Annotated in this window: 20 protein-coding genes; 15 read left to right on the top strand and 5 right to left on the bottom strand. The window is 71.7% G+C overall.

The features are described 5' to 3' along the window. Window positions 1-2: 2 nt before the first annotated feature. The 4 genes from ACIBQ8_RS40000 to gatB all read left to right on the top strand — a co-directional run bounded on the left by ACIBQ8_RS40000 (window position 3) and on the right by gatB (window position 4,810). On the top strand, window positions 3-1,436 hold the full coding sequence (locus ACIBQ8_RS40000; protein ID WP_397194636.1) for an ATP-binding protein: 1,434 nt from the start codon (window positions 3-5) through the stop codon (window positions 1,434-1,436). A 97-nt stretch (window positions 1,437-1,533) separates the two neighbouring features. Then, the gene (gatC, locus tag ACIBQ8_RS40005) at window positions 1,534-1,833 is read left to right on the top strand and encodes an Asp-tRNA(Asn)/Glu-tRNA(Gln) amidotransferase subunit GatC (protein WP_101787882.1); all 300 of its coding nucleotides are present in this window, start codon (window positions 1,534-1,536) and stop codon (window positions 1,831-1,833) included. Then, complete coding sequence (gene gatA / locus ACIBQ8_RS40010) at window positions 1,830-3,320, top strand: Asp-tRNA(Asn)/Glu-tRNA(Gln) amidotransferase subunit GatA (protein WP_397172552.1); 1,491 nt, start codon at window positions 1,830-1,832, stop codon at window positions 3,318-3,320. The genes gatC and gatA overlap by 4 nt, the downstream gene beginning before the upstream one ends. A 2-nt stretch (window positions 3,321-3,322) precedes the next feature. After that, entirely contained in the window at window positions 3,323-4,810 is a 1,488-nt protein-coding gene (gene gatB / locus ACIBQ8_RS40015; RefSeq protein WP_397172594.1) for an Asp-tRNA(Asn)/Glu-tRNA(Gln) amidotransferase subunit GatB, read from the top strand. 208 nt (window positions 4,811-5,018) lie between these two features. Here gatB and ACIBQ8_RS40020 read toward each other — a convergent pair whose 3' ends face one another. The 3 genes from ACIBQ8_RS40020 to ACIBQ8_RS40030 are packed head-to-tail and all read right to left on the bottom strand — an operon-like array spanning window position 5,019 to window position 8,000. Continuing rightward, entirely contained in the window at window positions 5,019-6,542 is a 1,524-nt protein-coding gene (locus ACIBQ8_RS40020; protein WP_397172551.1) for a tripartite tricarboxylate transporter permease, read from the bottom strand. A gap of 1 nt (window position 6,543) precedes the next feature. Further along, on the bottom strand, window positions 6,544-7,029 hold the full coding sequence (locus tag ACIBQ8_RS40025; protein WP_397194637.1) for a tripartite tricarboxylate transporter TctB family protein: 486 nt from the start codon (window positions 7,027-7,029) through the stop codon (window positions 6,544-6,546). Further along, on the bottom strand, window positions 7,029-8,000 hold the full coding sequence (locus tag ACIBQ8_RS40030) for a tripartite tricarboxylate transporter substrate binding protein (protein ID WP_397172548.1): 972 nt from the start codon (window positions 7,998-8,000) through the stop codon (window positions 7,029-7,031). Before ACIBQ8_RS40030 ends, ACIBQ8_RS40025 begins: the two co-directional genes overlap by 1 nt. 144 nt (window positions 8,001-8,144) lie before the next feature. Between ACIBQ8_RS40030 and ACIBQ8_RS40035 the strand changes: the two genes are divergently transcribed. The 3 genes from ACIBQ8_RS40035 (at window position 8,145) to ACIBQ8_RS40045 (ending at window position 12,456) form a co-directional block, all read left to right on the top strand. Next, window positions 8,145-9,710: an ATP-binding protein gene (locus ACIBQ8_RS40035; protein WP_397194638.1), complete on the top strand. Its 1,566-nt coding sequence runs from the start codon at window positions 8,145-8,147 to the stop codon at window positions 9,708-9,710. Continuing rightward, the gene (locus tag ACIBQ8_RS40040) at window positions 9,707-10,369 is read left to right on the top strand and encodes a response regulator (RefSeq protein ID WP_397172544.1); all 663 of its coding nucleotides are present in this window, start codon (window positions 9,707-9,709) and stop codon (window positions 10,367-10,369) included. Before ACIBQ8_RS40035 ends, ACIBQ8_RS40040 begins: the two co-directional genes overlap by 4 nt. A 200-nt stretch (window positions 10,370-10,569) precedes the next feature. Next, window positions 10,570-12,456: a VanW family protein gene (locus ACIBQ8_RS40045; protein WP_397194639.1), complete on the top strand. Its 1,887-nt coding sequence runs from the start codon at window positions 10,570-10,572 to the stop codon at window positions 12,454-12,456. Window positions 12,457-12,494: 38 nt separating this feature from the next. On the opposite strand, the gene ACIBQ8_RS40050 is transcribed toward ACIBQ8_RS40045, so the two are convergent. After that, window positions 12,495-13,610, bottom strand: a complete 1,116-nt coding sequence (locus ACIBQ8_RS40050) for a PQQ-dependent sugar dehydrogenase (RefSeq protein ID WP_397194640.1) — start codon at window positions 13,608-13,610, stop codon at window positions 12,495-12,497. 116 nt (window positions 13,611-13,726) lie between these two features. Between ACIBQ8_RS40050 and ACIBQ8_RS40055 the strand changes: the two genes are divergently transcribed. From ACIBQ8_RS40055 to ACIBQ8_RS40080, 6 genes are all read left to right on the top strand, one after another. Continuing rightward, complete coding sequence (locus tag ACIBQ8_RS40055; RefSeq protein ID WP_397194641.1) at window positions 13,727-14,545, top strand: 2-hydroxyacid dehydrogenase; 819 nt, start codon at window positions 13,727-13,729, stop codon at window positions 14,543-14,545. A gap of 235 nt (window positions 14,546-14,780) precedes the next feature. Beyond that, complete coding sequence (locus ACIBQ8_RS40060) at window positions 14,781-17,396, top strand: putative bifunctional diguanylate cyclase/phosphodiesterase (protein ID WP_397172537.1); 2,616 nt, start codon at window positions 14,781-14,783, stop codon at window positions 17,394-17,396. 207 nt (window positions 17,397-17,603) lie between these two features. After that, window positions 17,604-19,343 (top strand): acetolactate synthase large subunit, encoded by a 1,740-nt coding sequence (locus ACIBQ8_RS40065; RefSeq protein WP_397172536.1) that lies wholly within the window; start codon window positions 17,604-17,606, stop codon window positions 19,341-19,343. Further along, window positions 19,336-19,860: an acetolactate synthase small subunit gene (gene ilvN, locus ACIBQ8_RS40070; RefSeq protein WP_397172534.1), complete on the top strand. Its 525-nt coding sequence runs from the start codon at window positions 19,336-19,338 to the stop codon at window positions 19,858-19,860. The genes ACIBQ8_RS40065 and ilvN overlap by 8 nt, the downstream gene beginning before the upstream one ends. A gap of 23 nt (window positions 19,861-19,883) precedes the next feature. Beyond that, window positions 19,884-20,867, top strand: a complete 984-nt coding sequence (ilvC, locus tag ACIBQ8_RS40075) for a ketol-acid reductoisomerase (protein ID WP_397194646.1) — start codon at window positions 19,884-19,886, stop codon at window positions 20,865-20,867. 102 nt (window positions 20,868-20,969) lie between these two features. Then, window positions 20,970-21,587 (top strand): class I SAM-dependent methyltransferase, encoded by a 618-nt coding sequence (locus ACIBQ8_RS40080; protein WP_397172532.1) that lies wholly within the window; start codon window positions 20,970-20,972, stop codon window positions 21,585-21,587. A gap of 163 nt (window positions 21,588-21,750) precedes the next feature. On the opposite strand, the gene ACIBQ8_RS40085 is transcribed toward ACIBQ8_RS40080, so the two are convergent. Further along, window positions 21,751-22,716 carry a YoaK family protein gene (locus ACIBQ8_RS40085; RefSeq protein WP_397194642.1) on the bottom strand — a complete coding sequence of 322 codons (966 nt, stop codon included), beginning with the start codon at window positions 22,714-22,716 and terminating at the stop codon, window positions 21,751-21,753. A 124-nt stretch (window positions 22,717-22,840) separates the two neighbouring features. Between ACIBQ8_RS40085 and map the strand changes: the two genes are divergently transcribed. Both map and ACIBQ8_RS40095 read left to right on the top strand, forming a co-directional pair. Beyond that, window positions 22,841-23,608, top strand: coding sequence for a type I methionyl aminopeptidase (gene map, locus ACIBQ8_RS40090; RefSeq protein ID WP_397194643.1), 768 nt, complete (start codon window positions 22,841-22,843; stop codon window positions 23,606-23,608). Between the two features lie 214 nt (window positions 23,609-23,822). Next, the gene (locus tag ACIBQ8_RS40095; protein ID WP_352318980.1) at window positions 23,823-24,092 is read left to right on the top strand and encodes a hypothetical protein; all 270 of its coding nucleotides are present in this window, start codon (window positions 23,823-23,825) and stop codon (window positions 24,090-24,092) included. Window positions 24,093-24,573 lie beyond the last annotated feature (481 nt).

Genomic DNA, 24,573 nt, shown 5'->3' on the forward strand with positions numbered 1-24,573 from the left:
CCTTGATCCCGAAGCCTGAACGGATCTTCGCGCGCGACTCCGAATGGGAGGCCCTGTCCGCCTTCGTCGAGCGTGTCGGGCCCCGGCTCGGCGTCGTCAGCGGCAGGCGCCGCCAGGGCAAGACGTTCCTGGTCGAGTCGCTCGCGCGCAAGACGGGCGGCTTCTATTTCGGCGCGACGGAGGGCACCCCGACCGAGTCGCTGAACCTGTTCGCCGCCGCTCTGGCCCGGTACGTGGGCGCTTCGGCACCGTTCCGCTTCACGACCTGGGACGAGGCGATCGGCCAGCTCTTCGCCGTCAGCGCCGAGCGCCGCGCGCTCATGGTGATCGACGAGTTCCCCTACCTCAGCAAGGCGTCGCCGGCCCTGCCCTCGATCATCCAGCAGGCCGTCGACCGGGCCGTCTTCGACGAAGTGCCGGCGTCCCTGCTGTTGTGCGGCTCGGCGATGTCCGTGATGGGCCGGCTCCTGGCGGGCAACGCGCCGTTGAGGGGGCGGGCTTCCATGGAACTCGCGATCCGGCCGTTCGACTACCGCCTCGCCGCGCGGTACTGGGGGATCACTGATCCGCAGTTGGCCGTGAAGGTGCACGCGGTCGCCGGCGGGACCCCCGCGTACCTGCCCCTGGCCAACGACGACAGGCCGGAGAGCCTGGAGGACTTCGACGACTGGGTGCGGCGCACGGTGCTCTCGCCCTCGACCGCGCTCTTCAAGGAGGCCCGCTACCTTCTCGAGGAGGAGGCGGAGGTGCGGGACTCCGCCATGTACAAGTCCGTGCTGGCGGCCGTGGCCACCGGGAACGGCACCCGGGGCGGCATCGCGAGCTACGTGGGGCGCAAGGCGTCCGACATCGGCCATCACCTCAACGTGCTGGAGGACAGCAACCTGCTCCGCAGGGAGGTGGACGTCTTCCGCTCCTCGCGATCGGTCTACCGCGTGTGTGAGCCGCTCATCCACTTCTACGAGGTCGTGATGCGACCCCAGTGGGGGCCGCTGGAGAGCGGCCGGGCCGAGTTCGTGTGGCAGGACGGCCGGGCCGGTTTCCGCGACCAGGTGCTCGGCCCGCACTTCGAGGAGATGTGCCGTCAGTTCCACCTGCTGGAACCCGAGGTGCTGGGAGACCCACCGGGCGAGATCGGCGCGGGGATCGTCGTCGATCCCGTACGGCACGAGCAGATCCAGATCGACGTCGCGGTCTTCGCGCCCGCCATGCGCGGCGAGCGCAAGCGGGTGTTGTCGCTGGGCGAGGTGAAGTGGGGCAAGGTCATGGGGCCCCGGCACGTCGCCCGGCTCAGGAGGGCACGGGACCTGCTCGACGCCAAGGGGTTCGACGTGCGGGACGCCAAACTGGTCTGCTACGGCGGAGCCGGATTCGAGGCATCACCGGCCCAGGAGAGCGACGTGCTGACGATCGGCCTGGACCAGCTCTACGGATGAGTGTGTTTCCAGCGGGTTAAGGGTTCGGGCCTGCGGCGTCAAGCCCCCTAGGATGGCAGTGTCCCAAACTCCATCCACGAAACGGGTTCAACGACTCATGTCCGCCATAACCCGCGACGAGGTCGCGCACCTGGCCCGGTTGTCCAGGCTGGCGCTCACCGACGACGAGCTCGACCACTACGCCACCCAGCTCGATGCCATCATCGAGTCGGTCGCGAAGGTGGCCGAGGTCGCCGCCGAGGACGTGCCGCCTTCGTCGCACGCGCTTCCGCTGACCAATGTCTTCCGTGCCGACGAGGTGCGACAGTCCCTGACGCCGGAGCAGGCCCTTTCCGGCGCTCCCGCCGTCGAGGACGACCGCTTCCGTGTGCCGCGCATCCTCGGGGAGGAGGCATGAGTCTGATCCGCAAGACCGCCGCCGAGCTGGGCGCGATGATCGCCGCGGGCGACGTGTCGGCCGCCGAGGTGGCCGAGGCGCACCTCGACCGCATGGCCGAGGTGGAGCCCAAGGTCCAGGCGTTCCTGCACGTCGACCGGGAGACCACCCTTGAGCAGGCGCGGGCGGTCGACGCCCGGCTGCGGGCGGGCGAGAAGCTCGGGCCGCTGGCCGGGGTGCCGGTCGCGCACAAGGACATCTTCGCCACCCGCGACATGCCGACCACGGCCGGGTCCAAGATCCTCGAAGGCTGGCGGCCGCCGTACGACGCGACCGTGACCGCGCGCCTGCGCCAGGCCGGGCTGGTCATCCTCGGCAAGACGAACCTCGACGAGTTCGCCATGGGCTCCTCCACGGAGAACTCCGCCTACCACCCCACCCGCAACCCGTGGGACCTGGACCGGATCCCGGGCGGCTCGTCCGGCGGGTCCAGCGCGGCCGTCGCCGCGTACGAGGCGCCGCTGTCCACGGGCACCGACACCGGCGGCTCGATCCGGCAGCCCGCCGCCGTCACCGGCATCGTGGGCATGAAGCCCACTTATGGCGGTTCGTCCCGGTACGGGCTGATCGCGTTCGCGAGCTCGCTCGACACGCCGGGGCCGTTCGCGCGGAACGTGCTCGACGCCGCGCTGCTGCAGGAGGCGTTCTCCGGGCACGACCCGATGGACTCCACCTCGGTCGACGCGCCGGTCCCGAGCGTCGTCGAGGCGGCCAGGAACCCCGACGTGTCCGGCATGCGCATCGGCGTGGTCAAGGAGTTCGCCGGCGAGGGCTACCAGCCGGGCGTGCTGGCCCGCTACCACGAGGTCGTCAAGCTGCTGGAGTCGCTGGGCGCCACGGTCGTCGAGGTGTCCTGCCCGTCGTTCACGACCGCGCTGCCGGCGTACTACCTGATCGCGCCGTCGGAGTGCTCGTCCAACCTGGCCCGTTTCGACGCCATGCGTTACGGCCTGCGCGTCGGCGACGACGGCACCCGCAGCGCTGAGGAGGTCATGGCGCTGACCAGGGCGGCCGGGTTCGGCCCCGAGGTCAAGCGGCGCATCATGCTGGGCACGTACGCGCTGTCCAGCGGCTACTACGACGCCTACTACGGCCAGGCGCAGAAGGTGCGCACGGTCATCTCGCGCGAGTTCGAGGCGGCCTACGAGCAGGTCGACGTGCTGGTCTCGCCGACCACGCCGACGACGGCGTTCCGGCTGGGCGAGCGCACCGACGACCCGATGGCGATGTACCTCGCCGACCTGTGCACCATCCCGTCCAACCTCGCGGGCAACGCGGCCATCTCGGTGCCGTGCGGCCTGGCCGACGAGGACAACCTGCCGGTCGGCCTGCAGATCATGGCCCCGGTTCTGGCCGACGACCGTTGTTACCGCGTCGGCGCCGCCGTCGAGAAGGCCCTGGAGAGCCGCTGGGGCGGCCCGCTGCTGAAGGAGGCCCCGTCGCTATGACCATGGTCTATGACGAAGCGCTCGACAGGTTCGAGCCGGTGCTCGGGCTGGAGACGCACGTCGAGCTCGGCACCAAGTCGAAGATGTTCTGCGGCTGCAAGACCGCCTTCGGCGCCCCGGCCAACACCCAGGTCTGCCCGACCTGCCTGGCGCTGCCGGGTTCGCTGCCGGTGGCCAACGCCATGGCCATCGAGTCGACGATCCGCATCGGCCTGGCGCTGAACTGCTCGATCGCCGAATGGTGCCGCTTCGCCCGGAAGAACTACTTCTATCCGGACATGCCGAAGAACTACCAGATCTCCCAGTACGACGAGCCGCTCTGCTTCGACGGCTACGTCGACGTCGAGGTCAACGGCGAGACCGTGCGCATCGAGATCGAGCGCGTGCACCTGGAGGAGGACACCGGCAAGTCCACCCACGTGGGCGGCGCGACCGGGCGCATCCACGGGGCCGACTACTCGATCGTCGACTACAACCGCGCGGGCATCCCGCTGGTGGAGATCGTCACCAAGCCCATCCCGGGCACCGACCGGCTCGCGCCGGAGGTGGCCAGGGCGTACGTCACCGAGCTGCGCGAGATCATGCGCTCGCTCGGCGTGTCCGACGTGCGCATGGAGGAGGGCTCGCTGCGCTGCGACGTCAACGTCTCGCTCATGCCGCGCGGGGCGTCGGAGTGGGGCACCCGCACCGAGACCAAGAACGTCAACTCGCTGCGCAGCGTCGAGCGGGCGGTGCGCAGCGAGATCGAGCGCCAGGCGGGGGTCCTCGCCGAGGGCGGCAAGATCATCCAGGAGACGCGGCACTTCCACGAGGACACCGGCACCACCACGTCCGGCCGGTCCAAGGAGGAGGCCCAGGACTACCGGTACTTCCCGGAGCCCGACCTGGTGCCGATCGAGCCCGACCCGGCGTGGGTGGCCGAGCTGAAGGCGGCGCTGCCCGAGCTGCCGTCGGTCAAGCGCAAGCGGCTGCAGGCCGAGTGGGGTCTGTCCGACCTCGACATGCAGGCCATGCACAACGCCGACGCGATCGACCTGGTCGAGGCCACGGTCGCGGCCGGCGCCCCGGCGGCCGACGCGCGCAAGTGGTGGATGGGCGAGCTGGCGCGGCGCGCCAACGAGAGCGGCGTCGCGCTGGCCGAGCTGCCCATCACGCCCGGCCAGATCGCCAGGGTCACCGAGCTGGTGGCCTCGGGCGCGCTCAACGACAAGCTCGCCCGGGAGGTGCTCGAAGGCGTGCTGGCCGGTGAGGGCACGCCCGACGAGGTGGTCGAGGCGCGCGGCCTGCAGATCGTCAACGACGAGGGCGAGCTGTCGGCGATCATCGACCAGGTGCTGGCCGACAACGCGGACGCGGCCGAGAAGGTGCGGTCCGGGAAGGTCGCCGCCGCCGGTGCGCTGGTGGGCGGCGTGATGAAGGCCAGCCGCGGCAAGGCCGACGCGGCCCGCGCCCGGCAGCTCATCCTGGAGAAGCTGGGCGTCTCGGAGTAGGCGCGGTTCATCCGCGGGGCCCCTGGCGGTCCCGCGGATCCGCGCACGTGCGGCGGAGCCCTGGTGGTCCCGCCGATCCGGACATATCGGCGGGGCCACCGAGGGGCCACCAAGGGGCCACCGAAGGGGCGCCGTGCCTTCCGCGTGTCGTGCCGACGGAAGGCGGGTCCCAAGAACCACCGGGCGACGTTCCCGGCGGGCGGGCCGGTCAGTCCTCGCGTGACACGGGTGTGACCGCATCGACGCCCCGGCGTGCCATCAGCCGCCGCAACACCGGCGTGAGCAGCGCGAGCAGGGCCAGGGCGAGGAGCACGGCGGCGATCGGGCTGCGGACCAGCACCCCCACGTCGCCCGCGCCGATGGCGAGCGCGCGACGGAGCTGGATCTCGGCCATCGGCCCGAGGATCATGCCGATCACCGCGGGCGCGACGGGCAGGCCGAAGCGGCGCATGGAGAACCCGAGCAGGCCGAGGACGTACAGGACGAACAGGTCCACGACGGTGCCGTTCAGGGCGTAGACGCCGAGCGCGGCGAACAGCACGATCCCGGCGTACAGGTACGGCCGGGGGATGCGCAGGACGCGGGCCCACAGCGGCGCCAGCGGCAGGTTCAGCACGAGCAGCATCGTGTTGCCGACGAACAGCGAGGCGATCATCGCCCACACCAGCGCCGGGTTGTGGTCGAAGAGCTGCGGGCCGGGCTGGAGGCCGTACTGCTGGAAGGCGGCCAGCAGGATGGCGGCCGTGGCCGACGTGGGCAGGCCCAGCGTGAGCAGCGGGACCAGGGTCCCGGCGGCCGAGGCGTTGTTGGCCGCCTCCGGGCCCGCGACGCCCTCGATGGCGCCCTTGCCGTACTCCTCCTTGGCGATGCCCTTGGCCAGGCGCTTCTCGGCCGCGTACGACAGGAACGTGGGGATCTCCGCACCTCCGCCGGGCAGCGCGCCGAACGGGAACCCGAGCGCGGTCCCGCGCAGCCACGGCAGCCAGGAGCGCCGCCAGTCGGCGCGGCCCATCCACGCCCGGCCCACGGGCACCACCTCGGGGGCGGCGTGCCGCAGCCGGGAGGCCACGTACAGGGCCTCGCCGACCGCGAACAGGCCGACCGCGACGATCACCACGTCGATGCCGTCGAGCAGTTGCGGGACGCCCAGCGTGAGCCGCGCCTGACCGGTCTGCTGGTCGATGCCGATCAGCCCGATCACCAGCCCCAGCCCCAGGGAGGCCAGCCCGCGCACGACCGAGCGGGACAGCACCGACGACACGGCGGTGAAGGCCAGGATCGCCAGCGCGAAGTAGTCCTCGGGACCGAACGAGATCGCGAAGCTCACCACGGCGGGCGCGGCCACCACCAGCAGCGCGGTGGCGATCGTGCCCGCCACGAACGACCCGACCGCCGCCGTGGCCAGGGCCTGCGCCGCCCGCCCGCGCCTGGCCATCTTGTTGCCCTCCAGGGCGGTGATCATGGAGGACGACTCGCCGGGCGTGTTGAGCAGGATGGAGGTGGTCGAGCCGCCGTACATGCCGCCGTAGTAGATGCCGGCGAACATGATGAACGCGCTGGCCGGCGGCACGGTGAAGGTGATCGGCAGCAGCAGCGCCACGGTCATCGCGGGCCCGATGCCGGGCAGCACGCCGACCAGGGTGCCGAGGGTGACGCCGATCAGGGCGTACAGGAGGTTGACGGGGGTGAGGGCGGCGGCGAAGCCGTCCATGAGGAGCTGGAACGAGCCCATCTCAGATCACCCCGCCCAGCGGGCCGGCCGGCAGCGAGACGCCGAGCCCCTTGACGAACAGCAGGTACGTCGTCACGCCGAGGACCACGGCCACCACGGCGGCCCGCAGCTTGTGCTCGGCCCCGAGCACGACCGACAGGCCGAAGAACAGCAGGCTCGCGCCGATGACCCAGCCCAGCACGTCGAGGAGCGCGGCGAAGGCCAGGAAGACGCCGCTGACCAGGCCGACGCTGCGCCAGTCGGTGGGCGCGTCCGCGTCCACGTCCTCGCTCTCCTCGGGGTCGCCGGCGCCGCCGCGCAGCACGTCGATCACGTAGAACAGGCCGATCAGCACCATGGCCGCGCCGACCAGCATGGGGAAGAAGCGCGGCCCGAGGCCGAGCTGGGAGGCCGCGGCCGAGACGTCGAGCGTGCCGACCATCACGAACACGCCCAGCCCGAGCACCACGACCGCCAGCCCGAGTTCGGGCCGCCACCGGCGAGCCATCAGGACACGAGCCCCATTTCGGCGATGATGCCCTTGACCTTGGTCTCCTCGGACTTCAGGTAGTCGGCGAACTGCTGCCCGGTCTGGAAGGAGTCGATCCAGCCGTTCTTGGCGACGGCGTCCTTCCAGGGCTGGGAGTCGTGCATCTTGGTGACCAGGTCGGTGAGGGACTTCCTGGCGGCGTCGTCCAGGCCGCCGGGGGCGACGAAGCCGCGCCAGTTGGCCAGCTCGACGTCCAGGCCGCCCTCCTTCAGCGTCGGCGCGTCGAGGCCGGCCACCCGCGAGCCGCTGCTGACGGCCAGCGCCCGCAGCTTGCCGGACTTCACGTGCTCGGCGAACTCGCCGACGCCCGAGATGCCCGCGCTGACCTTGCTGCCCAGCAGCGCGTTCAGCGCCTCGCCGCCGCCGGAGTGGGCGATGTAGTTGACCTGCTTGGGGTCCACGCCCGCGGCCTTGGCCATCAGCCCGGCCACGATGTGGTCGGTGCCGCCCGCCGAGCCGCCCGCGACGGAGACCTTCGCCGGGTCGGCCTTCCACGCGGCGACCAGGTCGGCCAGCGTCTTGAACGGGGAGTCGGCCGGGACCACGACAATCTCGTACTCCTCGGTCAGCTTGGCGATGGGGGTGGTCTCGGCCAGGGTGACCTTCGACTTGTTCTGCTCGATCGCGCCCACCATGACCAGGCCCATGGTCATCAGCAGGTTGCCATTGCCCTTCTCGCCGGCGAGCTGGGCCAGGCCGATCGTGCCGCCCGCGCCCGGCACGTTGTAGACCTCGACCTTGCGCTTGGGGTCGGCCGTCTTGAGCGCCTGCTCGGCCGTGCGGGCGGTCTGGTCCCAGCCGCCGCCGGCCGCCGCGGGGGCCATGATCCGCAGGGAGCCGTCGCCGCCGGAGGCGCCGGTCTCGCCGCAGCCGGACAGGGCGGCGACGGAGAGTGCCGCCAGGGCGGCGGCGAATACGCGCAAGCGCATGATCACTCCAAGGGGGATTCGCACAGTCGTTGGCCTGCGATGGTGATGCCCGTTCCCCGCCTGGTCGAGGCTTTGGGCGATTGCCGTCATAGTGGTCGTATTGGTCGCGACCTGGCCGTGACCTGGCTTTGTTTCCATGTGGGCGTGCGCAGGGTTACCGACGCCCCCCTCGGCACCCAGTTGTTCGTGCTCCAGATGGTGATCGTGCTGCTCGCCGTCGGCGGCACGGCAGGCGTGTGGGCGGGGCACACGAGGGAGCAGCTCGACGCGCTGCACCAGCAGCGCGCCCTGGCCATCGCCCAGTCGGTGGCCGCCCTTCCGCAGGTGCGCGACGCCTTCCGGCTGGAGAACCCGGAGTCGGTGCTGCAACCGCTGGCGCTCAGCGTCCAGCACGAGACCGGAGCCGACTACGTGGCCATCGCCAACGCCGAGCAGAAGCGCTACGCCCATCCCAACGCCGCGCTGATCGGCAAGCGGCTGTCCACCGACGGCACCGCGGTCCTGCGTACGGGCCGGAGCTGGGTCGGCACCGAGACGGGCACGATCGGCACCACGGTCCGGGGCAAGACCCCCATCCGCGACGAATACGGCAACGTCATCGGCCTGGTGTCGGTCGGGGTGCTCCAGACCACGGTCACCGGCCAGCTCGGGGGCGCGCTGCCGCCGCTGATCTGGACCGCGCTGGCCGTGCTGCTGGCCGGCCTGGCGCTGGCCGCGCTGATCACCGCCCGGGTGCGCAGGCAGACGTTCGGGCTGGAGCCGCGCGAGATCGCCGCGCTGCTGGAGCAGCGCGAGGGCGTGCTGCACGGCGTGAAGGAGGGCGTGCTCGCCCTCGACCTGGCCGGAGGGGTCACGCTGGTCAACGACGCGGCCCGCGACCTGCTCGGCGACCTCGGGACCGACCTGACGAGCATGCCGGTCTCCGAGCGCATGCGCGACGTGCTGACCGGCGCCGACCCGGGCGAGGACCGCGTGGTGCTGCACGGCGAGCGCGTGCTGGTGCTCAACAGGACCCCGGTCGCGGTACGCGGCCGGCACCGCGGCTGGGTCGTCACCCTGCGCGACCGCACCGAGCTGGTCCGCCTGGCCCGCGAGCTGGACGACACCAGCAGCGCCACCGAGGCCCTGCGCGCCCAGGCCCACGAGTTCGCCAACCGCATGCACACCGTCGTCGGCCTGCTGGAGCTCGGCGAGCACGAGGCCGCGATCGGCTTCATCACCCGCACCACGGCCGGCGCGTACGCCACCGGCCTGCGCGAACGCGTCCAGGACCCCACGCTGGCCGCGCTGCTGCTGGCCAAGTCGGCGGAGGCGGCCGAGCGCGGGGCGCGGCTGGTGCTGGCCGAGGACTCCGCCGTGCCGGAGGGCGCGCTCGGCGACCCGCAGGACGCCGTCCTGGTGGTCGGGAACCTGGTCGCCAACGCGATCGACGCGCTCGACGGCGCGGGCGGCACGATCGAGGTCTCGGTCGTGGCCGACGCCGAGGGCCTGCACGTCCGCGTCGGCGACTCGGGGCCCGGCATCACCCCCGAGCTGGTGGAGGAGGTCTTCAGGGAGGGGTTCACGACGAAGGCCGCCCTGTCGGGGCCGCGCGGCCTGGGCCTGGCGCTGACCCGGCAGGCGTGCCTGCGCCGCGGCGGCTGGGTCCGGGTGCGCAACGCCGGCGGCGCCGTCTTCACCGCCCTGCTGCCCGCCGAGGCCCGCGCGTGAACGACGTACGGGTCCTGGTGGTGGACGACGACTTCATGGTCGCCCGGATCCACAGCGGGTACGTCGCCCGCGTGCCCGGCTTCGAGGTCGTCGCCGTGGCGCACACCGGGGCCGACGCGCTCGCCGCCGTGGCCGAGCTCCGGCCCGACCTGGTGCTGCTCGACATCTACCTGCCCGACCTGTCCGGCCTGGAGGTGCTCAAGGCCATCGACGACGTGGACGTCCTGATGATCAGCGCCGCCCGCGACGTCGCCACGGTCAGGGAGGCCATGCGCGGCGGCGCGGTCAACTACCTGATCAAGCCGTTCACCGCCGCCGCGCTCACCGAACGCCTGCGCCAGTACGCCGACACCCGCAGGCGGCTCACCGCCATCGGCCCCCAGGCCCGCCAGGACGACGTGGACCGCCTGTTCGGCGCGCCCCAGCAGCCCGTCCCGGTGCCCAAGGGCCTGTCGCCGGCCACCTGCGCGCTGGTGGCGCAGGCTCTGCGCGAGGCCGGGCGCGACCTGTCGGCCGCCGAGACGGCCGAGCTCACGGGCCTGTCGAGGGTGAGCGCGCGGCGGTACCTGGAGCACCTGTGCGCGTCCGGCCGGGCCGAGCTCCACCCCAGGTACGGCACCGCCGGACGGCCGGAACATCGCTACCGGTGGCTAGGTTGACACACTTCCGTATTCGTTTCTGGTGACATAGTCGGATACTCGTGCCTTACTGTTGCCTGAGACTTGGCTGCGGACCGGGAGGAGATTGAGGCGTGCGAAACGCCGGACCGATCGAATCACCGACGGACCCGTTCGCCTCGGTGCCGATGCCCACGTCGGGTGTCTCCAAGAAGCCGCGGATCGAAGGATTACCTCCGGGCGTGTCCCGTGACATCTTCGGCCCGCAGGACCAGCAGGAGCCCCGGCCGGCCCCAGGACCGAGCGCGCCCGGCGGTCAGACCGGGGGCGCGCTGCCACCGAAGGCGCCGCCCGCGCAGCCGTGGCCGATGAAGGACAAGGACCCCGCCGGACCCGCCCCCGTGTTCGGGGGGAGCGGCGGCGACCGGTCGCCCGCCTTCGAGCCGGAGCCCGTCCGCCGGCGCCGCCTGCTGCCCGGGGTGCTGGTGCTGGTGCTCGTCCTGGCCACGCTGGCGTACGTGGTGCCGGCCGTGATGATGTCGGGAGCCGTGCTGCGCGGCACCCGGGTGGGCGGCGTGGAGATCGGCGGCCTGACCGTCACCCAGGCGGCCGACAAGCTGCGCACCGAGCTGGGCCCCAGGCTCAGCCGGCCGGTCACGGTGAACATCAACGGCAAGAAGGACACCGTCCAGCCCGACGAGGCCGGCCTCGAACTCGACGTGGTCGGCACCATCGGCCAGGCCCCCAGCGGCTTCCCCGGCCCGGTCGAGGTCTGGCGCGGCCTGACCGGCACGACCGACGTCCCGCCCAAGATCACCATCGACTCCTCCCAGCTCACCAGGACCGTCGAGGGCCTGGCGGAAGGCGTGGACAAGCAGGCCCGCGAGGGCAGGGTGACCTTCTCGGGGCTGGAGCCCAAGGCCCGCATGCCCGAGGAGGGCGTGCTCCTCGACCGCGACGACGCCGTGCGCCGGATCGGCGAGGCGTTCCTGCGCGGCGGCGGCGCCGTGGTGCTCTCCATGCGCCCGGCCAAGCCCGCCACCTCGGCCGAGAGCGTCGAGTCGGCCCTGGCCGCGGCCAGGAAGGCCGTCTCCGCGCCCGTCACGCTGACCCTTGCCGGCAAGCAGGCCCAGCTCACCCCCGCCATGATCGCCGCCCACCTGACCTACGTGCCGGACGGCGACGGCGGGCTCGTCCCCGAGTTCGACGCCGAGGCCGCGCTCGCCCCGGTGGAGAACAGCCTCGTGGACGCCACCCAGCAGCCGCGCGACGCGACGTACCAGATCGTCGGCGACAAGCCGGTGCTGGTGCCCGCGCGCAAGGGCCGCGGCGTGAACGCCAAGCTGCTGGCCCGCGACGTCGAGAAGCTGCTCGCCTCCACGGGCCCGCGGACCGTCGAGGTCAAGCTGGGCGTGGTCACCCCGGAGGTCACCACGAGCCAGATCCGCGGCCTCGGCATCAAGGAGAACGTCGGCACCTTCAGCACGACCTTCGACTGCTGCCCGCCGCGCGTCACCAACATCCGCCGCATGGCCCAGGAGCTCGACGGCAGGCTGGTCAAGCCGGGCGAGACGCTCTCGCTCAACGAGGCGACCGGCGAGCGCACGATCGAGGACGGCTACGTCCGGGCCGGCCAGATCGTCGGCGGCCGGATGGTGGACATCGTCGGCGGCGGCGTCTCCCAGTTCGCCACCACCATGTACAACGCGGCCTTCCTCGGCGGCTTCGACCTGGTCGAGCACGAGCCCATGGACTACTACGCGCCCTCCTACCCGGCCGGGCGCGACGTGGCGCTGCTCTACCCCGACCGCGACCTCAAGTGGCGCAACGACTCCGAGTACGGCGTGCTGATCAAGACCGCCACCACCGCCACGACGGTCAGCGTCACCCTGTGGAGCACCAAGCGGTACGACAAGGTCGAGGCGGTCGAGTCCGAGCGGCGCGACTTCAAGCCGTTCGGCCGGGCGACCAGCGCCGAGCCCGGCTGCGTGCCCGCCACCGGCCAGCAGGGCTTCACGATCGACGTCACCCGCGTGTTCCACAAGGACGGCGAGATCGTGAAGAAGGACAAGAAACTGGTCACCAAGTACCGGCCGCAGACCGCCCTCACCTGTGGCACGGCCGGCTAGGCCAGTACGCCCAGGCCGGCACGCCCAGGCCAGTGCGGCTAGGACGTGGCGACCGCCAGGATCCGGTCGTCGCCGGGGCGCGGTGAGCCGCGGCCGTCCTTGTTGCTGGTGCTCACCCACAGGCCGCCGCCGGGCGCCGCGGTGACCGCGCGCAGCCTGCCGTAGCGGCCGGCGTAGTGGGCCACGGGCGCGCCCGGCGAGCCGTCCCTGGCCAGCGGCACCTGCCACAGCCGCTGGCCGCGCAGCGTGCCCACCCACAGGGCGCCGTCCGCGTACGCCATGCCGGACGGGGACGCCTCGCCGGTGGACCAGGTGACGATGGGGTTGACGAACCTGGCGTCCTTCCCCTTGCCTTCGACCACCGGCCAGCCGTAGTTGGCGCCCGGCCGGACCAGGTTGATCTCGTCGTAGGTGTCGGCGCCGAACTCGGAGGCGTACAGGCGGCCCGCGGTGTCCCAGGCCAGGCCCTGGACGTTGCGGTGGCCGTAGCTGTAGACGAGCGTGCCGAACGGGTTGCCGGGGGCGGGGGCGCCGTCCACGGTCATGCGCAGGATCTTGCCGCCGAGCGAGTCGCGCCGCTGGGCCAGGCCGCGGTCGCCGGTCTCGCCGGTGGTGGCGTACAGGTAGCCGTCGGGGCCGACGGCGAGCCGGCCGCCGTTGTGGATGCCGCCCTTGGGGATGCCCTGCACGAGGAGCCGCTCGTCGGACAGACCGCCGGAGCCGTCGCCGCCGAGCCGGTAGCGGACGATCCGGTTGTCCTGCTCGGCGGTGTAGTACAGGAAGACCTGCCGGTCCTTGACCGCCACGCCCAGCAGGCCGCCCTCGCCGCCGGGCCGCGCGTCGGCGATCCGGGCGACCTCGGTGACCCTGCCCGCGGGGGTGACGCGCAGCAGCCTGGCGGTGTCCCGCTCGGTGACCAGGGCGTCCCCGCCGGGCAGGAACGCGATCGCCCACGGCACGGCCAGGCCGGTCGCCACGTCCTTGGGCGCGCGGGGCGACCTGGCCGTCGGTACCGAGGCCGTCGGGGCCGCCGGGGTGGAGGCCGCCGGGACGGGGGCCGTCGGGTCCGCGGCCGTCGGCGCCTGGCCGCCGGCCGAGCAGGCGGGGAGCACGGCCAGGAGCACGATCGTCCAGAGCTTCCTCATGTGTTCCATACTTCCCCGCGGGTCGTAAGGTTCTCGGCATGAAGATCTGGGTTCCGTCCGAAGCGGCGGCGGATGTCCTGTCTGACATTCCAGGCGTCGAATGCACTGTCTACGATGGCTCGGCCATGCCGGACGGCGTCGAGGACGTCGAGGTCTGGATCCCGCCGCTGGTCGTGGTGCCCGACGTGCCGGGGACGCTGGCGCGGATGCGCTCGCTGCGGCTGGTGCAGACCGTCACCGCGGGGGTGGAGCCGTACCGGCCGCACCTGCCCGCAGGGGTGGTGCTGTGCAACGCCCGCGGCGTGCACGACGCCGGCACCGCCGAGTGGGCGGTCGGCGCGATGATCGCGGTGCTCAGGGAGTTCCCCGGGTTCACCGACGCCCAGCGCCGCGGCGAGTGGACCTACCACCACACCGGCGTGCTGGCCGACTCCACCGTGCTCATCGTCGGCCACGGGTCCATCGGCGCGGCGGTCGAGCGGCGGCTGAGCGGCTTCGAGGTCGAGGTCGTCCGGGTGGCCAGGAGCGCGCGCGAGGGCGTGCACGCGATGGAGGAGCTGCCCGCGCTGCTGCCGTCGGCCGACGTCGTGGTCCTGCTCGTGCCCGCCACGCCCGACACCGCGGGCATGGTCGACGCCGCCTTCCTGGCCCGCATGAAGGACGGCGCCGTCCTGGTCAACGCGGCCAGGGGCGGCGTGGTCGACACCGAAGCCCTGATCGCCGAGCTCAAAACCGGTAGGCTACGCGCCGCGCTCGACGTCACCGCGCCCGAGCCGCTGCCGGAGGGCCACCCCCTTTGGAGCGCTCCGGGCGTGCTGATCACGCCGCACATCGCGGGCAGCACCCCCGCCTCCGTGCGGCGCACGCTCGGGCTGATCCGCGAGCAGCTCGGGCGCTACCTCGCAGGTGAAGAGTTGATCAACGTCATTACCGACTCGTATTGAGAGGATCCCGGAACGTGGCTGGTCCGTGACCTTTCGTGCGTACGGTGGCGTCTGCAGGGAGTTCCTGACTCGCTGTCAAGGAACTCTTGGCGGAAATTGGTCTGTGTGGTTATCAGATCGGTGACGACATCGGCGTTGTCACCACCCGCGCATCCGCGACCGCACACACTGGCGATGTGACCGCCGGGCTTCGGCGGTCACTGGTGCAGGGTTCAAGACAGGATGGGCAACGACTGTGATCCGCTGGCGTGATCCACGGGCGCCGCTGGCCGCCGCAGGGGCGGCCGGAGTGGTGGCGTTCGCCGCCGCGCTCCTCGCGGGCGGGCCGGCCGTGCTGACCGGTGCCGTGGCGGGCGGTGTGGCGGCCCTGGTCGCCGCCGCCTCGCTGCTGGTGGCCTCGGTCAGGTCGGCCGAACACCGCTCGACGGCGATGGCCGCGCGCTGGATGGGCGGCGGCGCCGTCGTGTGGCTCGCAGGCGTGGCGCTCCGCGCGGTCGCCACCAGCTTCGTCGTCAGCTTCGCCGACCTGTTCGTCCTGCTCGGCACCGTGATCATCGCGGGCGGCGCGCTGATCGCCGCCGACCGCAGGTTCCCGGCCAAGGTCGTGTTGAGGCATCTCACGGACGCGTACCTGTGCGCGGCCTCGCTCTTCCTCATCGGCTGGGTGGTGGCGCTGCGCCACTACTACGAGGACGCCGGCGACGCGCCCACGTTCACGTTCGCCATGGTGCCGCCGATGATCGCGCTGCTCGTCACCTGCGGGGTGATCCCCTCGGTGCTCACCAGCCGGGCCGGCTCCTGGCTGCTCGGCCTGGCCGGGGTGGGCGTGCTGGCCACCATGACCGTCGGCGGCCTGTCGGCCGCCATGGCCCGCCTGGCCGGCGACGCGCCGCCCATGTGGACCGTCATGCTCGTGCCCGTCGCGCTGCTGCTGCTGGCCGCCGTGCCGTGGGGGCCGCGGGCGCGGCCGGTCGGCGGTCCGGTCGTGCGCAACGTGGTCGCGATGATGCCGCTCGCGCTCGTCGCCGTGGCCGCCTGCACGCTGCTGGCCCACCTGGCGGGATCCCGGGCCGCGCAGCCGGTGACCGGCGTCGTGGTGGTCGCGGTCTCCGTGGTGCTGCTCCTGCTCGTACGCCTGTTCGTGCTCTCGGCGGCGTCCATCCGGCTGCGCGGCCTGGTCTCGCTGGGCGAGCGGCAGCTCAGGGAGCTGGCCGAGAGCACCGGCGACGTGGTGCTGCTGTGCGACTACGAGGGCGTCGTCCACGAGATCGGCGCCGGCGTCGAGGTCACGTACGGCTACCCGCCCGAGGAGCTGGTCGGCGGCTCGATCTTCGACTACATCCACCCCGAGGACGTCCCGGGCATCCAGGCCGCGATGCGGGCCATGACCACCGACGAGGAGGGCGCCGCGCCGGGCGCCTGCATGATCGCCTGCCGGGTGCGCGCCGCCGACGGCACCTGGCGGCCCACCGAGTCCGTCGCCACCCGCCACATCGGCGGCGACGACCTCATGCTCGTCACCACCCGCGACGTCAGCGACGAGGAGGCCCTGCGCAACCAGGTCGCCCACCTGACCTTCCACGACGGCGTCACCGGGCTGCCCAACCGCGCCTACTTCGAGGAGCGCACCCGCGAGGTGCTGTCCGGCCGCACGTCCGGCAACGTCGCGGTGATCTTCCTCGACCTCGACGGGTTCACCTCCGTCAACGACTCGGTGGGGCACGCCAGCGGCGACTACCTGCTCGGCCAGGCCGCCCGGCGGCTGCGCGGGGCCGTCCGCGCCGACGACACGCTGGCCCGGTGGGGCGGCGACGAGTTCGCCGTGCTCGTGGAGACCGGCGGCGACGCCCAGATGGCCGTGGACATGGCCGAGCGCCTGGTGCGCGCGGTCTCCCAGGAGCCGTTCCGGGTGGCCGACCGCGACGTGGCGCTGACCGCGAGCGTGGGCGTGGCCTTCACCGAGGACGGCCTGCCCGCCGGCGACCTCATGCGCAACGCCGATGTGGCGATGGCGCGTTCCAAGGAGCTGGGCGGGCGGCGGGTCGAGGTGTTCGCCGCCCAGATGCACGCCGACGTGGTGCGCCGCCTGGAGCTGGCCGCCGACCTGCAGCGGGCGCTCATCGAGCAGCAGTTCGCCATCGAGTACCAGCCCGTGGTCGACCTGGCCACGTCCCGGGTGACCGCGGTCGAGGCGCTGGTGCGGTGGTGGCGCGGCTCGGTGTTCGTGCCGCCCGAGCAGTTCCTCGGCCCGGCCGAGGACACCGGGCTGATCGTGCCGCTGAGCGAGTGGATCCTGCGCGAGGCGTGCCGCGAGGTGGCGTCCTGGCGGGCCTCGTCCTGGGACATCGGCCTGTCGCTCAACCTGTCGGCCCGGCAGATCACCGCGCCCCGCTTCGTCGAGACCGTCGAGCAGGCGCTGGCCGAGAGCGGCCTGCCCGCCTCCGCGCTCACCCTTGAGGTGATCGAGGAGATGCTCGTCGAGGACGCCGAGGAGACCATCAGGCGGCTGTCGGAGCTGCGCGCGCTGGGCGTGCGGCTGGCGATCGACGACTTCGGCACCGGCTACGCCTCGCTGGCCTTCCTCCGGCAGCTCCCGGTCGACATGATCAAGATCGACCCGTCGTTCGTGTCGGGGCTCGGCCGGGACGACACGCTGACCCTGCTCACCCGTACAATCGTGCGACTGGGCCACGACCTCGGGCTCACCGTGGTGGCCGAGGGCATCGAACGGCCCGAGCAGCTTGAGCTGCTGCGCGAGATGGGCTGCACCAGGGGGCAGGGTTTCCTGGTCGCGCGTCCCATGGCGGCCCGCGGAGTGGACAGTCTGATGCGGACGAGTCTCACCGTTTGAGACTCGCGTCCCGCCAAGTTGACATCGGGGCGTTCTGAGCGGCTATGGTGTAAGCCATGCTTCGCAGTGAGATTCTCGTAGTACTTCGCCGGCGCGCAGGCCGATAGCGAAGCACTCCGACCTGCGCGCCGCCCCAGACCCACCCCCGCCGGTGGGAAGGGGCATTTTTTATGTCCTTAAGTGAGTAGCCACGCAAGGAACGAGCCGATGACCGAACGGATGACAGGTGCACAGGCCCTGGTGAGGGCGCTGGAGCACGTGGGAGTCGACACCGTGTTCGGGATCCCGGGCGGCGCGATTCTGCCCGCCTACGATCCCCTCTACGACTCGACCAAGGTCCGGCACGTGCTTGTACGGCACGAGCAGGGCGCCGGCCACGCGGCCGAGGGTTACGCGCAGGCCACCGGCAAGGTCGGGGTCTGCATGGCGACCAGCGGCCCCGGGGCCACCAACCTGGTGACGCCGATCGCCGACGCCTTCATGGACTCGGTGCCGATCGTGGCGATCACCGGCCAGGTCGCCGCGCCGATGATCGGCACGGACGCGTTCCAGGAAGCCGACATCTCCGGCATCACCATGCCGATCACGAAGCACAACTTCCTGATCACCGATCCCGCGGACATCCCGCGCACGATCATGGAGGCGTTCCACATCGCCTCGACCGGCCGTCCGGGGCCGGTGCTGGTGGACATCTCCAAGGACGCGTTGCAGGCCCAGACCACCTTCAGCTGGCCGCCCGTCATGCAGCTGCCGGGCTACCGCCCGGTCACCAGGCCGCACTCCAAGCAGATCCGCGAGGCCGCCAAGCTGATCGCCGAGTCCCAGCGGCCCGTCCTGTACGTCGGCGGCGGCGTGCACAAGGCCGGCGCGTCGGCCGAGCTGCTGCAGCTCGCCGAGCTGACCGGCATCCCGGTCGTCACCACCCTGATGGCCCGTGGCACGTTCCCGGACAGCCACCCCCAGCACATGGGCATGCCGGGCATGCACGGTAGCGTCTCGGCCGTGGGCGCGCTGCAGAGATCCGACCTGATCATCGGGCTGGGCGTGCGCTTCGACGACCGGGTGACCGGCAACCTGGCCTCGTTCGCGCCGCACGCCAAGGTCGTGCACGCCGACATCGACCCCGCCGAGATCTCCAAGAACCGGCACGCCGACGTGCCCATCGTCGGCGACTGCAAGGAGGTCATCAGCGACCTCGTCGGCGCGATCCAGGCCGCCGGCCAGAAGGGCGACTACACCGACTGGTGGACCGTCCTGAACGGCTACAAGGAGACCTACCCGCTGGGCTACGAGACCTTCGAGGACGGCACGCTGGCCCCCCAGTACGTGATGGAGCGGCTGAGCGCCATCGCCGGGCCCGACGCCTACTACGTGTCCGGGGTCGGCCAGCACCAGATGTGGGCCGCGCAGTTCATCGACTACGAGAACCCCGGGACGTTCATCAACTCCGGCGGCCTCGGCACGATGGGCTTCGCCGTCCCGGCCGCCATGGGGGCGAAGATGGGCCGGCCGGAGGCCACGGTGTGGGCCATCGACGGCGACGGCTGCTTCCAGATGACCAACCAGGAGCTGGCCACCTGCGCCCTGGAGGGCGTGCCGGTCAAGATCGCCGTCATCAACAACGGCAACCTCGGCATGGTCCGCCAGTGGCAGACGCTCTTCTACGAGGAGCGGTACTCCAACACCGACCTGCAGACCGCGCGTCGCATCCCCGACTTCGTCAAGCTGGCGGAGGCCTATGGTTGTGTGGGCCTGAGGTGCGAGCGCGCCGAGGACGTCGACGCGACCATCAGGAAGGCCATGGAGATCAACGACGTGCCGGTCGTGATCGACTTCGTCGTCCACCAGGACGCCATGGTCTGGCCCATGGTCGCCGCCGGCACCAGCAACGACGACATCAAGATCGCCCGTGACATGGCGCCGAAGTGGGAGAACGAGGATGAGTAGACACACGTTGTCCGTGCTTGTCGAGAACAAGCCGGGTGTTCTCGCGCGTGTCTCCGCACTGTTCAGCAGGCGGGGGTTCAACATCGACTCGCTCGCCGTCGGGCCCACCGAGCACGACGACATCTCGCGCATCACGATCGTGGTGAGCGTCGAGGAACTGCCCCTTGAGCAGGTCACCAAGCAGCTCAACAAGCTGGTCAACGTCCTGAAGATCGTCGAACTGGACCCCACGCAGTCGGTTCAGCGCGAGCTCATGCTGATCAAGGTCAAGGCCGACGCCGAGAACCGGTCGCACGTTCTTGAACTGGTCAACCTCTTCCGCGCCCGCTGCGTGGACGTCGCGGCGGACGCGGTGACCATCGAGGTCACCGGCACTCCCGACAAGCTTGAGGCGTTCGTCAAGGTCCTTGAGCCGTTCGGGATCAAAGAACTCGTCCAGTCGGGCATGGTGGCCATCGGCCGCGGCGCCCGTTCCATCACAGACCGGTCCCTCAGGGCACTGGACCGTACCGCCTGAAAGGTTTTATTCAAGTGACCGAGATCTACTACGACGACCAGGCCGACCTGTCGATCATCCAGGGGCGTCACGTGGCCGTGCTGGGGTACGGCAGCCAGGGCCACGCCCACGCGCTCTCCCTGCGTGACTCCGGCGTCGACGTGCGCGTCGGCCTTCCCGAGGGCTCCAAGAGCCGCGAGAAGGCGGAGAACGACGGGCTGCGGGTCGTCACCCCGGCCGAGGCGGTGGAGGAGGCCAACCTCACCATGATCCTCGCGCCGGACCACATCCAGCGCCACCTGTACGCCGAGCACGTCGCCCCCAACCTCGTCGAGGGCGACGCGCTCTTCTTCGGCCACGGCCTCAACATCCGCTACGGCCTCATCGAGGCGCCCGAGGGCGTCGACGTCTGCATGGTCGCCCCGAAGGGCCCGGGCCACCTGGTCCGCCGCCAGTTCGAGGCCGGCCGCGGCGTCCCGTGTCTCGTCGCGGTCGAGAAGGACGCCTCCGGCAAGGCCCTCGACCTGGCGCTGTCGTACGCCAAGGGCATCGGCGGCACCCGCGCCGGCGCGCTGCGCACCACCTTCACCGAGGAGACCGAGACCGACCTGTTCGGCGAGCAGGCCGTGCTGTGCGGCGGCGTCTCCGAGCTGATCAAGGCGGGCTTCGAGACCCTCATCGAGGCCGGCTACCAGCCCGAGGTCGCCTACTTCGAGTGCCTCCACGAGATGAAGCTCATCGTCGACCTCATGTACGAGGGCGGCATCTCCAAGATGTACTGGTCGGTCTCCGACACCGCCGAGTACGGCGGCTACACCCGCGGCCCGCGCGTCATCACCGACGAGACCCGTCAGGAGATGCGCCGCATCCTCGGCGAGATCCAGGACGGCGCCTTCGCCCGTCAGCTCGTCGAGGAGTTCGACGGCGGCCAGAAGGAGTTCACGCGTCACCGCGAGGAGCTGGCCGAGAACCCGATCGAGAAGACGGGTGCCAAGCTGCGTCCGATGATGAGCTGGCTGAAGGGCTGACCTTTCGCCGTACGTCGCCCGTCCGCTGCACGGTCAGCGGGCGGGCGATGCTTTTCGCCCGTTTTCGGGGGTTCTCCGGCGAGACGATGGCATGATGCCGGGATGCCTTTCGATCACAACGATCACTACCACCCGGCGATGGCGCGGCTCGTGCCCGACGGGGCCCGGACGGCGCTCGACGTCGGCTGCGGCACCGGCCGGTTCGCGCGGCGGCTGGCGGGCCTCGGGATCGAGGTCGACGCGGTCGATCCGGCGCCCGAGGTGATCGAGGCCGCCTCGTCGGCGCCGGTGAGCGGGGTCCGGTTCCTGTGCGCCGACGTCACGCGCATGGAGCTGCCCGCGGGGCGCTACGACTACATCTCCTGCCTGGCCAGCCTGCACCACATGCCGTTCGGGACCGTGGCCGCCTTCCGGGACGCGCTGGCGCCCGGCGGGGTGCTGGCCGTCCTCGGCTGCTACGCCGAGCGGACGGCCGCCGACTTCGCGTGGAGCCTGGCCGCCATACCGGTGAACGCGGCGGCCCGGGTGGTGGTGGCGGCGGGGGAGCGCGCGGGCGGGGCGCGTGCCGGGTCCGTGCCCGCGCCGGTGCGGCCGCCGGACATGTCCTTCGAAGAGGTACGGCGGGAAGCGGCGTCCCTGCTGCCCGGCTTCTCCCTACGCAGGCTGCTCTTCTGGCGCTACCTCCTCACCTACCGCAAACCCACCGACCCATCGGGCTGACATGCCTGAAGGTGCGCCGCCTGGGGTTCCTGGGCTGAGCTGTCTCAAGGCGTGCCGTTCCTGGGCTGAGCTGCCGAGGCGTGCTGCCTGGGGGCTGACCTGTCGCAAGGCGCGCCCTGTCCGGGGTGCGGTGCTGGGTTGCCGCAGGAGGGCCGCCTCCCCGCTACCGGGGCGGCCCGCCGTTGGGGGGCGATTCTGTGCGGTGGGTCGTGGTGAGGGCCCAGGCGGCGGTGGCCGCCGCGACCGTGGCCGGGGCGATGAACGGGGTGACGGCGGCGTGCACGCGCAGCGCCGCGGCCGCGGCGACGGCGCCAGAGGCCACGCAGAGCACCACCCCCAGCGGGCGCAGCATCCCCGAGCGCGGGCCGACCGCCCGGCCCGCCAGGCTGGTCAGCGTGCCCGTGACGTAGGTCGTGGACAGCCCGGGACCGCCCGCCCAGCGCGTGACCGCGCTCTGCAGGCCCATCGCCGTTCCCGAGGCGGCGATCAGCGCCGGATGCGGCAGCACGCGCGCCGTCCATCCGGCCGCCACCACCACCAGCAGCGCCAACTCCGCCAGCAGCACCACCAGCGGACGCACAGGCACCCCCACCGGCGCCCCCACCGGCCCCGCCGCAGGATCCCGGCCCTGCGCCTCCGCGTGTTCCCCGTCGGGTCCCTCCGCGGGCTCGCGGGCCTGTGCCTCCGCGCGTCCCCGGTCCGGCCCTTCCGCCGGTTCCCTGCTCCGGGCCCTCGCGGGCTCCTCCGCCTGGTCGTTGTCCGGGGCCGTCGCGGGTTCCTGGGCCTGGGTCTGCGCCAGGTCCGGGGGCGGCGTGGGCTCGTGGGGCTGGGGGTTTGCCGGGGCGCGGGCGGGTGGGGTGGTGGTTTGTGGGGGTGGGGGAGCGCGGCCTGCGGGGGTGGTGCCGCGTAGCAGGATGAAGCCGATCGCCAGGCCGAGGCAGAACGTGGTCAGGGCGATTCCCGAGCGGATGACGTGCGAGGTGTCGCCGGTGCCGAGCGCCAGGCCGAGCAGGACGACGTTGCCGGTCATGTTCGCGGTGAACACCTGTCCGAGCGCGAGAAAGCTCAGCGCGTCGACGGCCCCAGCCGCGAGCGCCAGAGCGAGCATGGAGAACCGTCCGAAACGCATACTCTGAGCACTATAACGATTACTCTGGGTGATTAGTCAACCGGCCGGCGGGATGGCTGCGAGCTCCCGGGAAGCGTGATAATAATACCGGTATAGTTATCGCGCCGAAGGCTGGGAGGCCGCTGTGATCACGCTCAAGACCGCCGGGGAGATCGACGCCATGCGGGAGGCCGGCCGCGTCGTGGCCAACGTGCACGCCGCCGTCCGGGAGCGGGCCGCCGCCGGGGTGTCGCTGCTGCAGCTCGACGAGGTGGCCCGCGAGGTCATGCACGAGGCCGGGGCGCGGTCGTCGTTCCTCGGCTACCACCCGTCGTTCGGGGCGATGCCGTACCCGGGGGTGGTGTGCACGTCCGTGAACGGGGTCATGCTGCACGGGTTGCCGACGCCGTACCGGCTGCGCGAGGGCGACGTGCTGAGCGTGGACTTCGGCGCGCACATCGACGGCTGGCACGCCGACGGCGCGGTCACCTTCACCGTCGGTCCCGGCCGGGCCGACGACCTCAAGCTCATCCGGGTGGCCGAGGAGACGCTGGCGGCGGGCATCGCGGCCGCCGTGCCGGGGGGCCGGATGGGCGACATCGGCCACGCGATGTCGGTGGTCGGCCGCGGCGCCGGCTACGGCATGCAGAACGACTTCGGCGGTCACGGCATCGGCCGGGCCATGCACGAGTCGCCGTTCGTGCCCAACGAGGCCCGTCCCGGCCGCGGCCTGCGACTTCGCCCCGGACTGGTGATCGCCATCGAGCCGAGCCTGATGGCGGGCGGCGACGACGAGTACGTCATGGCCGAGGACGGCTGGTCGGTGTGCTCGGCCGACGGCAGCAGGAGCGCCCACGTCGAGCACACGGTGGCCATCACCGCTGACGGTCCGGTGGTTCTCACCCTTCCCTGACGCCTCCCGTCAGTGCGCGGTCACGGCTGGCCCGGATATTCCTCTGCCGCGTACACCGATCGGTCAAGAACGGCGCGCTGTGTCACCCCTTCGCTCAAGCGGCGTATTTTCGCTGGTAAAGACAGAAATACCGGCGTTTGTTGAAAGAGGGCCTAGGGCAAATCTCCTCCCGATAGCTACGGAGAGTAGTCGATAGGTATCAAGGAGAATCGATATGTTCAGACAAGGGCTCATCCTGGCCGGGCTCGTCGGCGGGATGGTCATGGTCGGCGGCTCCGCTCTAGCGGCGACCCCTCACATGGCCTTCGTCCCTCACTCCGACGAGGACCCGGGCCGGGTTCTCTTCGTCTGCGGTGACGAGAACATCTTCGCCCGTGGCGAGGTCGACAACAGCACCAGCGGCGTGCTCGTCCTCGAGACCGGCGACATCCTGAGCCAGATCCTCGGCATCAAGAGCAAAGACACGAAGTGCGCCGTCAGCTGAAGTCATTCCTCAGCGGCTGAACTGCGCGACTAAGGGGCCTGCCCACTGGGGCAGGCCCCTTTGTCGTGTCTTTTCGGGTCCCGCAAAAAAAAGGGGGGCGGGCCCGGCCGCGGTCCGGTGTGCGGGGGGACGTGCGGCGCGGGCCCGCCGGGAGGGGAGCGTGCCGGGCCTGTGGTGGGACGACCGGCTTGGGGGTGGGGCCGGCGACGGCCCGGCGCTCCCGGGATCAGGGTTTCGCCACGGCGTTGAATCCGAATTCTGGCGCGCCCATGTCGGCTATGTAGTGAAAATGCGAACTATATCTGGAGCTCCAGGTGATCGGATCGTGATGACCATCCTGTCGAGCCGGGTGAACCGCGGCGGGCCGCCCGGCGCCCCGGGGGGCCCCCCCCCGCGGGGGGGGGGGGGGGGCCCCGGGCCCCCCCCCCCCCCGGGGGGGGCCCCCCGCCCCCCCCCCCGGGGCGGGCTGCGGCCCCACCCC

Source organism: Nonomuraea sp. NPDC049646 (genome assembly GCF_044465525.1).
Taxonomy (GTDB): domain Bacteria; phylum Actinomycetota; class Actinomycetes; order Streptosporangiales; family Streptosporangiaceae; genus Nonomuraea.

Excerpts from the sequence above, each read along its gene's own strand:
- gatC (WP_101787882.1), top strand. The coding sequence starts at position 1,534 with ATGTCCGCCATAACCCGCGACGAGGTCGCGCACCTGGCCCGGTTGTCC.
- gatA (WP_397172552.1), top strand. The coding sequence starts at position 1,830 with ATGAGTCTGATCCGCAAGACCGCCGCCGAGCTGGGCGCGATGATCGCC.
- gatB (WP_397172594.1), top strand. The coding sequence starts at position 3,323 with ATGGTCTATGACGAAGCGCTCGACAGGTTCGAGCCGGTGCTCGGGCTG.
- ACIBQ8_RS40020 (WP_397172551.1), bottom strand. The coding sequence starts at position 6,542 with ATGGGCTCGTTCCAGCTCCTCATGGACGGCTTCGCCGCCGCCCTCACC.
- ACIBQ8_RS40025 (WP_397194637.1), bottom strand. The coding sequence starts at position 7,029 with ATGGCTCGCCGGTGGCGGCCCGAACTCGGGCTGGCGGTCGTGGTGCTC.
- ACIBQ8_RS40030 (WP_397172548.1), bottom strand. The coding sequence starts at position 8,000 with ATGCGCTTGCGCGTATTCGCCGCCGCCCTGGCGGCACTCTCCGTCGCC.
- ACIBQ8_RS40050 (WP_397194640.1), bottom strand. The coding sequence starts at position 13,610 with ATGGAACACATGAGGAAGCTCTGGACGATCGTGCTCCTGGCCGTGCTC.
- ACIBQ8_RS40055 (WP_397194641.1), top strand. The coding sequence starts at position 13,727 with ATGCCGGACGGCGTCGAGGACGTCGAGGTCTGGATCCCGCCGCTGGTC.
- ACIBQ8_RS40065 (WP_397172536.1), top strand. The coding sequence starts at position 17,604 with ATGACCGAACGGATGACAGGTGCACAGGCCCTGGTGAGGGCGCTGGAG.
- ilvN (WP_397172534.1), top strand. The coding sequence starts at position 19,336 with ATGAGTAGACACACGTTGTCCGTGCTTGTCGAGAACAAGCCGGGTGTT.
- ACIBQ8_RS40080 (WP_397172532.1), top strand. The coding sequence starts at position 20,970 with ATGCCTTTCGATCACAACGATCACTACCACCCGGCGATGGCGCGGCTC.
- ACIBQ8_RS40085 (WP_397194642.1), bottom strand. The coding sequence starts at position 22,716 with ATGCGTTTCGGACGGTTCTCCATGCTCGCTCTGGCGCTCGCGGCTGGG.
- ACIBQ8_RS40095 (WP_352318980.1), top strand. The coding sequence starts at position 23,823 with ATGTTCAGACAAGGGCTCATCCTGGCCGGGCTCGTCGGCGGGATGGTC.